This window comes from Streptomyces sp. NPDC048419 (assembly GCF_043200415.1).
Taxonomy (GTDB): Bacteria; Actinomycetota; Actinomycetes; order Streptomycetales; family Streptomycetaceae; genus Streptomyces.
Map to the genome: position 1 here is coordinate 1 of NZ_JBICXT010000075.1, position 9,779 is coordinate 9,779.

Consider the following 9,779-nt stretch of genomic DNA (forward strand, 5'->3'; position numbering starts at 1 on the left):
GCGTGAACGGGCAGGTAGTCACCGATCCGACGGCCGGCTGCTGTGGCTCTCGCCCGCGCTGCCGGGCCGCTCCCACGACCTGACCTCCCCCAGCCCGCACCCAGGGCGTCCCCATCCTGGCCGATCTCGCCTACCAGGGCGGTGGCCCCTGGTTGACCACGGGCATCAAACGCAGGCCCCTGCGGGAACTCACCCTGACCGAGAAGACCGTCAGCCGGGCTCTGGCCGCGGCACGGGCACCGGTCGAGCGCGGCGTGGCCTGCCTGAAGTCATGGCGGAACTTCCGCAGGTCCCGCTGCAGCCCAACCGCATGACGTCAATCGCCAAAGCCACTCTCACCCTGGAGCGGCAACGCTGAAGAGGCTCAATGATCGCGCGGTTCACGCGGCGGATCAACCCCTGCCCGCAGGTGGCGGGAGCTGACGCCTAGAAGTAGAGGGATCGCTGAGACGTCGACGCCTGTGCTTGGCGCTTAACCTCGGCGGGCTTGGTACTGCTTGATTGACTCGGTGCGTTTGAACCTCGTGTCCACGTCGCTATGCCTGGCTCGGTGCTTGTTCTTTGATCAGGGAGGCCGTCCCGGTCCTGGCTGGGACGGCGACGTGCTCGGCACCCAGTTCCCCAAGGTCAAGGCGATGCTGTTGGAGGCGAAGACGGATCTGACCGCGTTCGCGGACTTCCGGCACAGGCTCTGGAAGAAGATCCAGTCCACGAACCCGCTGGAACGCGTGAACCGGGAGATCAAACGCAGGATCGACGTCCTCCAGGTCCTCCCCAACGACGACGCGCTCATCCGACTGGTCACCGCCGTGCTCTTCAAGATGCACGACGAATGGCTCGCCCTCCCCCGCCAATACCTCCCCGAAGGCAGCATGAGCGAGATCTACCGCGCACTCCCCGAAAGCACCCCCGCGATACCCAACACCCCGACCAGGCCCACCAGTTGATCCCCAACATCACGACCGAGAGCGAGGGCAACGAGTTCCTCGAGGGCCAAGCGGTGGAGTGTGGCCCACGCCAGGGCCTTCGTCCACTCGGTGAATCGTCGGTGTGCCGTCGGCCGGAGGGACCGAACGATGCGACCGGCAGCTGCTGCCACTTGCACCCTGAGGTAGCTACGAAAACGATTGCCGCGAGCACTTCGCGGTCGGCATACCAACGCCGAACGCCACCGTGAGGCCGCGACGGCGGCTCCGGCACCATCCGCTGGATCCCACAACTCGTGCGGCACCAGCCCTCAACGTCCTTCGCCGCGGCCGACAGCCTACCCAGCCAAATGATATGACCTCTTGAACCGCGCCAGTATGGGATCCGCCAACAGCCTGTCTGCATCATCGAGGACGACTGGCCCCTGGCAAGGCCGCCGGTCGGCAGCGAGGCACGATTTTCGTGACCCGGTCAGGACTGGGGAAGACCCGGACGACGTCGACACTGCGCTTCATCTCCCGTTCGACCGGTTCCAGGTGTCGGTCGACTGGATCTTCTTCCAATGGGGTTCGCGAAGGATCTTCAACTCGACGCCGCAAGCGGAGGGGCAAACCCATCTGACCTGCACCAACCTTGCCGATACGTCACCCGATCGGTGGCCAACTCGAAGAAGCTCGCGGAAGTCGGTGTCCTGCAAGAGGGCCGCTGGCCTTCTGGCCCGGCATGACTGTGTCCCCCTGTCGCCCATGACAATGCCGTTGCTTTTGGGTGTGGGTGGTGTTGGGCCATGCGTGTTGGTGTCGCGTCAGGAGCGGTTGGGGTTGGGCATCCTGACTCGGTCGTGTCCTGCTGAGCTGGTGGCCCGGGTCGTTGCCGAGGCCGGGTGCACCGAAAAGCGCCGACGTGTGCTGTCGGCCCGGTTCACGGTGTACTTCGTGCTCGCATTGTGCCTGTTTCCGCAGGCCGACTACCTCGAAGTCTTGCGGTTGGTGAAGGCCGGAGAGCCGACGCTGCGGCCGTGGGCCGGGGTGAACAAGTCATCTCTCAAGCGGGCGAGGCGGCGGCTGGGCCGGCTGGTGATACGAGAGCTGTTCCGGGCCGTGGCCAGGCCGCTGGGCCGGAGAGCGGAACACTTCCACGGGCTGCGAGTCCTGGCCCTGGACGAGATGCTGCCGGCCGTTCCCGACTCGGCCCACAACCGGGAGACGTTCGGCAAAGCCGGCTCACAACGCAGTCCGATGGGCTTTCCGCAAGCCCGGGTGGTCGGGGTGACGGAGTGCTCGTCGCACGCGGTACTGGACGCTGTGGTCGGTGGCTGGAAGGACTCCGAGCGGATCGTGTCCGACGAGCTGGAAGCACATATCGGGGCCGGGGCGCTGGTCTTGGCCGACCGGGGACTATGGGGCCTCGCCCGCTGGCGCCGTTTTCGCGACCGGGGCGCCCACCTGCTCTAAAGGATCGAGCGCCGTGCAGCCCGCAGGGTGCAGGAGGTCCTGCCGGACGGGAGTTATCCGGCCCGGATCCAGGCGAACAAGCACGCCAAGGCCGCTAAAACCGTCAAAGCTCCACCAGCTCTGATGGGCGCGGAAGAACCGGGTCGAGCTTTGCTTCACGCCGACCTACGCGTCCTGGGCCAACCCAATTGCGGCACAGTTCGGGCTGCTGAGGCAGTTCACCGTCGCGAACTCGAACCACCACAACCACACCGTCCAGAACCGGGCCCTGCACGCCTACCTACGCTGACGCAACAAGAACGTCCGCCACCCCGACGTGCTCGCCGCCCTGCGGAAGGAGCGTGCTCGCGTCTGCAGCGAGAAGGGCATCCGTTGGGGCGGGCGACCAGCCCTCATCGCGTGATCAGATCGTGCTCTCGCTCGCAGCCCTACTCCGTGGCTGACGCGAATCTCGCGTTGCGAGGCTGGCCCCCGCCCGTCGTCTCAGAGCGCGCCGCAAATCTCGCACCTGGTCCTCCGTGCGCGCCTGGTCCCGCACGGCGCGCTCGAACGCGCGCTCCGACTCTTCGAGGGAACGCTGGCGCCACGCGGCTTCCTTCCGAACGCCAGCACTCCAGTCCTTGCCAGTGCCGCTGGACCTGACGAATTCGGCCAGCGCACTCCGTTCCCAATAGACCGAAAGCTGAAGACCCACGAGAGCATCCGGCAACTGCATCCCAACATGTGGCAGGGGAAGCGCCAGCAGACATGCCCTCGCCACAAGCAATCCGGCGAACGTATGCGCTCACAGCACTAGGTAGGCGATCCTGGGGAGGTGAGCGCAGTCACTTCGGTGAGGGGCTCACGGTAGTGCCCGCCCAAGCCTAGGGCGCCACGCAGTGAAAGGACTCACCCATGCTGATCTTGATTAGGCGCCTCATCAAAAGGATCAAGGAACGGTTCAGCGGAAGTAAGAACAGCACATGAGGCGCGCCGAGAACTTCAGATGTTGGGACGACGAAGGGCCACACCGCCAGTACTGACTATGGCCTCTCCACGAGTGGATCACTGCATCACGCAACGGTTGTGCCCGGAGCTCTCGATCCTCATAGTTACGGATCTCGAGGCGGTGAAACGCCGAGCAACCTCGTTAGCACCGCCACGACAGGGCGCGGAACAGCGTGCGTGCCAACATGGGTGATCGCTATGAAGCTCCGGCACTAACTGGCTCTAACAAAAGCTGATGAGCATGTGACTGTTGGCTTGTCTGCTCGTTGGTCTGGGGGGTGGGGAAACGACGGTCGCGGCCGTGGATCGTGTCGGATGAACTCTGGTCGCTGATCGAACCGTTGCTGCCTGGGCCGGCGCCGAAGCTGGTCGAGGGCAGACCTCGAGTGCCGGACCGGCAGGCGCTGTGCGGGATCCTGTTCGTCCTGCACACCGGCATCCAGCGGGAATACCTGCCCCAGGAGCTGGGCTTCGGTTCGGGCATGACGTGCTGGCGGCGCCTGGCGGCCTGGAACGATGCCGGCGTCTGGGAGCAGTTGCATGTAGTGCTGCTGGAGAAGCTGCGGTCGAAGAACCAGCTGGACTGGTCCCAGACGGTGATCGACTCCTCGCATGTGCGGGCTGCCCGGCGGGGCCCAGAATCGGTCCCAGCCCGGTCGATCGCGCACGGCCGGGCAGCAAACACCACCTCATCGTCGACGGGCAGGGCATCCCGCTCGCGGTGACGCTGACCGGCGGAAACCGCAACGACGTCACCCAGTTGATGCCCCTGCTCGACAAGATTCCGGCCATCGCGGGCCGGGTCGGCAGACCGCGACGGCGCTCCGACGCGCTGCTGGCCGACCGCGGCTACGACCACGACAAGTACCGCCGCCTGCTCTGGCAGCGCGGGATCCGGCCCGTGATCGCGAAGCGGGGCGAGCCCCACGGCACCGGGCTGGGCATCTTCCGCTACGTCGTCGAGCACACGATCGCCTGGCTCCACGGCTTCCGCCGCCTGCGCATCCGTTGGGAACGACGCGACGACATCCACGAAGCATTCCTCGGCCTCGCCGTCTGCCTGATCACCCACCGCCACGCCCAACGGCTTTGCTAGGGACTGTAAGTCGACATCATCTTGACGGACTGTCCTACCAGGGCTGCTCGCCTGGACGCTGTCGCTTTCCCGCCCCTCGGCGCAGAACATCACCTCGCTGAGGAACACTTCACCGTGATCAGCGGGACTTCCCAATGAAGCTTCTATATCCCGTCAGCCCCCATCGCCGTAGTGCCGCTGTTGAGGTGGCGATAGAGGCGTCGGGCGAGGTATCGCTTGAGACAGCGGCGGATCTCGCGGTCTGTCTTGCCTGCGGTCGCCGTCGGTCGGCATAGGCGCGGGTTTGAGAGGGTGCACCAGGCGGACCATGGCGATGACGTTCAGGGCGCGGTTCAGGCGCCTGTCGCTGCCCCGGTTGAGTCGGTGGCGGGTGGTGTTGCCCGAGGAGGCGGGAAGCGCCTCATTCCGGCGAGGGCGGCGACCGCGGCCTCGTTGCGGATCCGTCCTGGGTGAGACCAGGCGACCAGGACGGTAACGGCGGTGACGGGGCCGATCCCCGTTTCCTCAACCAGCTCGGCGGCAGGGCTGGCGTCGACCAGCTCGCCTATCCGGTTCGTTAGGTCGCGTCCAGGTAGACGTAGGGGAAGCGGAGGTGAACACATACCTCACGCAGTGGCCAAAGCGCAGCGATCAACGGCCGTCAGCCCCTGCCGACACCACGCTTTGAAGGTCAGTAATCACGCCGAGGCGTGGCGCTGGCCTGCCATAGGCGCAAACTGAGGGGCGCTACCACCTGCCTAAAAGTTTGCCCGAACGGTGCTTCCGGCAAACGAGTACTGGGAAAATTAGGGGAGAAACAAGAGGTTGCACTCAGCTTCTGCGGACGTCGCAGCCGTGATGTCAACGCCCAGACCCATGCTGCCTTGTGATCATGTAAACTGAAGACCAATCGGGACTTCCTGCAAAGGACCGCGCTTCTTGCTTTCCAGGTAGTCGAGCCCTTCGATGGAACAAAAGGGAAGCAACGTACGATCCTCCAATTCGCACGTGGCCTGCTCTCGTCACTACTGGTATGGACCGCAGCTTCCCCACCCAGCACTCGTCGATCTTTCCTCTGCATATGCTAGGGGTACCGCTTCGACTCTCGGGAACCGCAATGAGCGACGACCAGCCACCGCCCCCCGACGACGATGAGACCGCCCCCCCTCGGGACCGGACGGATCGCCATCGGGTGCGGCACAACACCGGGCCGACGCATGTCCGCTACGACGACCCGCCTGGGCCTGACGATCCCAACGACAGCCTTTACTCGATCCCGGTCGACGATCCCAACGACAGCCTTTACTCGATCCCGGTCGACGATCCCAACGACAGCCTTTACTCGATCCCGGTCGACGATCCCAACGACAGCCTTTACTCGATCCCGGTGGACGATCCCACCTCGACCCCAGTCGAGGAAAAGGCGAGTCCCCCACTACGGCGCCGAGATCATTTTCGCTACGATTTCGAAGATGACGAGTTGGGTGCAAGTAGACAGTGGAGAGCGCCGGAGAGAAAGACAGGGGTGTCAATAAGCCAACTCGAGGAAGATCTCTACGCTATCCAGGCAGCTGAGCAGCGAAGGCGAAAAAGAATAAGCGATGCCGCGGTCGAGATATACATGTTCCTGCGGAGAAAAAAATGGGCACCTGAGAGTATCCAGCAGGTCTTGTCGGGAAGGTCTTCGGGCCTAGAACGTGCACTCGAGACCTCAGTAGGGCGGAGTTACCCACGTCGCGTGGAGGCACTTCACCTAGCTTTTACTTCAGTACTGGAGCCGGCTCAGACGATCTTGGGGGGTCCCGATGACAGCCCTCTCCTACAGCAGATCCAGGCACGCCTGGAACGCTATAAGAATGTCATCGCCGAACTCGAACACCTCACTGGCTCCCATTTGGGACGTACTGGAATGGTAAGCGAGGGAATAGCAAATCGTCTACAAATCTTTACGGGCATGAGACAACATTTGGTAGAGCTGGAAGCAGAGGCAAGGGAGCTGTTGGGGGATCCCCCTCCCACGATCCCGCCCGAAAATGAATTCCGTCTGCTATGCACTCGCGAGCACCTACCCCAACTGCTGGCGATGGGGCGAGACGTGGCGGATTTCGCTCGCCGGGTAGAGGCGCTTGTCCAGAAATGCATGGAGCAGTTTGCAAATGGCGCGCGCCAAGTACACGCACTTTCGCACACCGTGGATAACCTCGTACAGCAGGCTGGGGCAGACTACGCCGTTGGTTTGCACAAAGAAGAACTAGAGAAGAGAAAGAAAGTGTCGACCATGACGGGGCTGCAAGATGCCGTGCGCTCCATCGACACCCTCGACAAGATGGCAGCAATCGGCCTGGGGATTGGTGCTTCCTACGGAGGAGCATACGCTCCGGTGTTCGCGGCAGCTGGCACTACCAGAGGAATAATTAAGCGCACCTGGGCATCACATAAGTCGCAACGTGGATACGACGAGCTCGTGGAGCGGGCAAGGTTGCAGGAGCGGTCACTTTTGGGGTCGGTGGGGCGCGACCCGCATGCTAAAGAGATAATGGCAAAGGGGACGATCGAGCGAATTGAACTCAACTTCAGTTTGTTGATGGATTGTTTGCAGATCCCCGGATCCTTTATTCCCGGCTGGGGGCTCATCAGTGGAGCCATCAAGGGCGTATTTAATCGCTATAAAAGGGAACTTGAGCGTAGTGTCACCCCAAAAGAGAAGAGTGTGGGCGAGGAGCTCGCCAAGAGAATCAAGGATCTCGCTAAAGGAGAGCTTGTAAATTCTATTGTTGTTCCCGTCAAGAAGCGTCTCGGAAAACTCAGCATTGGCTCGATAGAGGATCGTGTGAATCTGACCGCTCCTGTGCTCAGCCCCCTCGTGGAGGAGGTACTTGAGTGGGTATCAGGAATTGTCCTGAAAGCATTCCCACCAAGTCCTGATGCATGGCTCACTGTTGATGGCATTGAACATATCGTCCAAGACGCGGACAGGATACCGGATCGCATTCTGGCACTTATGTCACTATCTATCCCCACTCCCGGCTCCAGCGGTCCAGTAGACCTTGAGGAGAAGAAGGCCAGCGGCGCACCAGAGACGCTTGAGGGCCGCGAGTTCGGTGTTGGCAGGAGATGGCGCTTCACGGCACTCAGCGGCCGAAGGCAGCTTCAAGGTGGTTGGACCCGATACGAGCAAGCCGTGGTGACGTATAGGGCTGGGAATACCGATGTCGACTTTCATGCACGGGTGGATATCGATCCTGGCGGCACAAATGCCCGTATGCTTCTCAAGAGCGTAAGGCAAGGGGCCGAGACGGCTGCGAAATGGCGAGGATATACGATAATGCAACATGGATACAGAGACTCGCAAGGAAGTTTTCACGCGGGGACGTGGTACCAACCCTTCGATTCAAACTACCTTTTTATTGGCAGCGACCGAACCGTGACCATCGTAGACCCAACCGTTCGAGTCTACAGCTCCGGAGACACAAGGCCGAAATCCCTCTTTGAAATTCTCGGTACACGCAACACCCCGGTTAGTAACGAGAATGCTCCTTCCAAGGAATTCCCCATGCTTCAACTGGGAATCCCAACCAACCACGGCAAGGAAGGGTCGGGGACGTTCCATTTGCAATAGACTAATGTGGGCGATCCCTATTCGACCGCGTGATCAACGGGAACGAGGCGGGCATCGTCGGCCGCTTTCTACCTACAGTAATCGGCGAATTACGGCCTCGTAATGGATTCGGCGACCCGCCTCAAGACCTGCTACTCGCGGCGGCGAAGGCATCCGCCCACTCCCGGGGTGAAACGAGGCCCGCAGTCTCTTTCAAGGCATCGAAGGCCGGCGTAAGCGTGGCGGTGCCTCGCTTCGCTGCCCATCAGGGTGAGCCTCCAGCATCTGTCCGATCTCCGTTTCCCGGGCTCGTCGCTGTTCGCGGACGGCCGCGAGCGAACGGGCCAGTGATTCCTAATACGGTCTGTCAAGCCGCGAGGGCCTTGGGTGGAGCGAGCTCGTAGCGCCGCCCGTCGCGTAGGAGTGCCCAGAGGACGTTGACGCGGCGCCGCGCCAAGGCGAGGACGGCCTGGATGTGGCGCTTGCCTTCGGAGCGTTTGCGGTCGTAGAACCGGCGCGATTCCTCGCAGTGTCGGATGCTGAACAACGCGGAGATGTAGAGGACTCGTTGGAGTCGGCGGTTGTAGCGTCGTGGGCGGCGGAGATTGCCGCTGATCTTGCCGGAGTCGCGGGGAACGGGAGCAACGCCGCCGAAGCCGGCGAGGCGGTCAGGAGTGCCGAAGAGACTCATGTCGCCGCCGGTCGCGGCAAGGAACTCGGCACCGAGGATCACGCCCAGGCCGGGCATGCTGGTGATCACTTCGAAGTCCCGATGTTCGCGAAACCGGGCCTCGATCGCCTTGTCGAGCTCGGCGACCTGCTGGTTGAGGGCCATCACTTCCCGCGCGAGTGTGAGCACCATCTGGGCCGTCAGTTGTTCGCCGGGCAAGCTGGTGTGCTGGCGTCCGGCGGCTTCCAGAGCTGTCTCGGCGAGCCGGTCAGGGCGCAGGACCTTGCGGTTGCGCAGCCAGGTCTCGAGCCTGTTCTTGCCTGCCCGGCGCAGGGAGGCCGGGGCCTGGTAGCCGGTCAGCAGCATGAACGGGCCGGTGTTGGTGAGGTCCAGTGCCCGTTCCAGGCCGGGGAAGATGCCGGTGAGCTGGGCGCGGAGCCGGTTGACGGTGCGGGTGCGGTCGGCGACCAGCTCCGTGCGCCGGCCGGTGAGGATCTTGAGGTCGGTGACGGTCTCGTCGCTGGTGCATAAGGGGTGCAGGTCGCGGCGGATTCGGGTTTGGTCGGCGATGACGGCGGCGTCTTTGGCGTCGGTTTTGCCTTCGCCGCGGTAGCTCTCGGAGGCGCGGTGGATGGCCCGGCCGCAGATGTAGTGCACCGGCTGGTCGCGGTGGAACAGGATGGTGATGGCCAGGGCGGCTCCGCCGTCGGCCAGGTCGATGCCCCAGGTCACGTCATCACCCAGGGCCAGGACGTCGGTGAGAAGTTCGAGGAGTTCGGGTTCATCGTTGGCGACGCGTTGGGACGGCAGCCGGTGGCCACTCTCGTCGATCGCGACGCAGTGGTGGTGCGTCTTGCCTGCGTCGATGCCGGCCCAGATCATGGCCACGTGGTGGCTCCGCGCGGTGTGGTACTTGTGCCTCCCGACGGACGACCTCGCTGTCGATTCCCTACTCAGCGATCATTCGCAATTCCTACTGACTTCCTCGGGTTGTTGTCGGCTGCTGGGTGAGGGTCAGTCTGGTGCCAGCCAGGCAGCCATCGATGAGGTCAGGCCGGAGCTGGATAT

General features: G+C 63.0%; 5 protein-coding genes and 4 pseudogenes. 6 read left to right on the forward strand and 3 right to left on the reverse strand.

Annotation, left to right across the window (positions count from 1 at the left end):
* Positions 1-358: pseudogene (locus tag ACGFYN_RS47225) on the forward strand (transposase family protein); the annotation flags it as partial.
* A gap of 244 nt (positions 359-602) precedes the next feature.
* Complete coding sequence (locus tag ACGFYN_RS47230) at positions 603-947, forward strand: transposase (RefSeq protein WP_393872152.1); 345 nt, start codon at positions 603-605, stop codon at positions 945-947.
* 127 nt (positions 948-1,074) lie between these two features.
* Here the strand turns inward: ACGFYN_RS47230 and ACGFYN_RS47235 are convergent.
* Positions 1,075-1,335: pseudogene (locus ACGFYN_RS47235) on the reverse strand (transposase); the annotation flags it as partial.
* Positions 1,336-1,748: 413 nt separating this feature from the next.
* On the opposite strand from ACGFYN_RS47235, the gene ACGFYN_RS47240 reads away from it, so the two are divergent.
* The 3 genes and pseudogenes from ACGFYN_RS47240 to ACGFYN_RS47250 all read left to right on the forward strand — a co-directional run bounded on the left by ACGFYN_RS47240 (position 1,749) and on the right by ACGFYN_RS47250 (position 4,464).
* The gene (locus ACGFYN_RS47240) at positions 1,749-2,381 is read left to right on the forward strand and encodes a transposase domain-containing protein (RefSeq protein ID WP_393872153.1); all 633 of its coding nucleotides are present in this window, start codon (positions 1,749-1,751) and stop codon (positions 2,379-2,381) included.
* A 124-nt stretch (positions 2,382-2,505) separates the two neighbouring features.
* Positions 2,506-2,784, forward strand: a pseudogene (locus ACGFYN_RS47245) (IS630 family transposase); the annotation flags it as partial.
* A gap of 862 nt (positions 2,785-3,646) precedes the next feature.
* Positions 3,647-4,464 (forward strand): IS5 family transposase gene (locus tag ACGFYN_RS47250; RefSeq protein ID WP_393872154.1). Its coding sequence is split into 2 segments (ribosomal slippage): positions 3,647-3,982 and positions 3,985-4,464, totalling 816 coding nucleotides; the frame shifts between segments, so codons are not numbered across the junction.
* Positions 4,465-4,607: 143 nt separating this feature from the next.
* Here the strand turns inward: ACGFYN_RS47250 and ACGFYN_RS47255 are convergent.
* Positions 4,608-5,012 (reverse strand): annotated as a pseudogene (locus ACGFYN_RS47255) (transposase); the annotation flags it as partial.
* A 548-nt stretch (positions 5,013-5,560) separates the two neighbouring features.
* Here ACGFYN_RS47255 and ACGFYN_RS47260 point away from each other — a divergent pair.
* Positions 5,561-8,062, forward strand: a complete 2,502-nt coding sequence (locus ACGFYN_RS47260) for a hypothetical protein (RefSeq protein WP_393872155.1) — start codon at positions 5,561-5,563, stop codon at positions 8,060-8,062.
* A 346-nt stretch (positions 8,063-8,408) separates the two neighbouring features.
* Here ACGFYN_RS47260 and ACGFYN_RS47265 read toward each other — a convergent pair whose 3' ends face one another.
* The gene (locus tag ACGFYN_RS47265; protein ID WP_393872156.1) at positions 8,409-9,593 is read right to left on the reverse strand and encodes an IS110 family transposase; all 1,185 of its coding nucleotides are present in this window, start codon (positions 9,591-9,593) and stop codon (positions 8,409-8,411) included.
* Between the last annotated feature and the right edge of the window lie 186 nt (positions 9,594-9,779).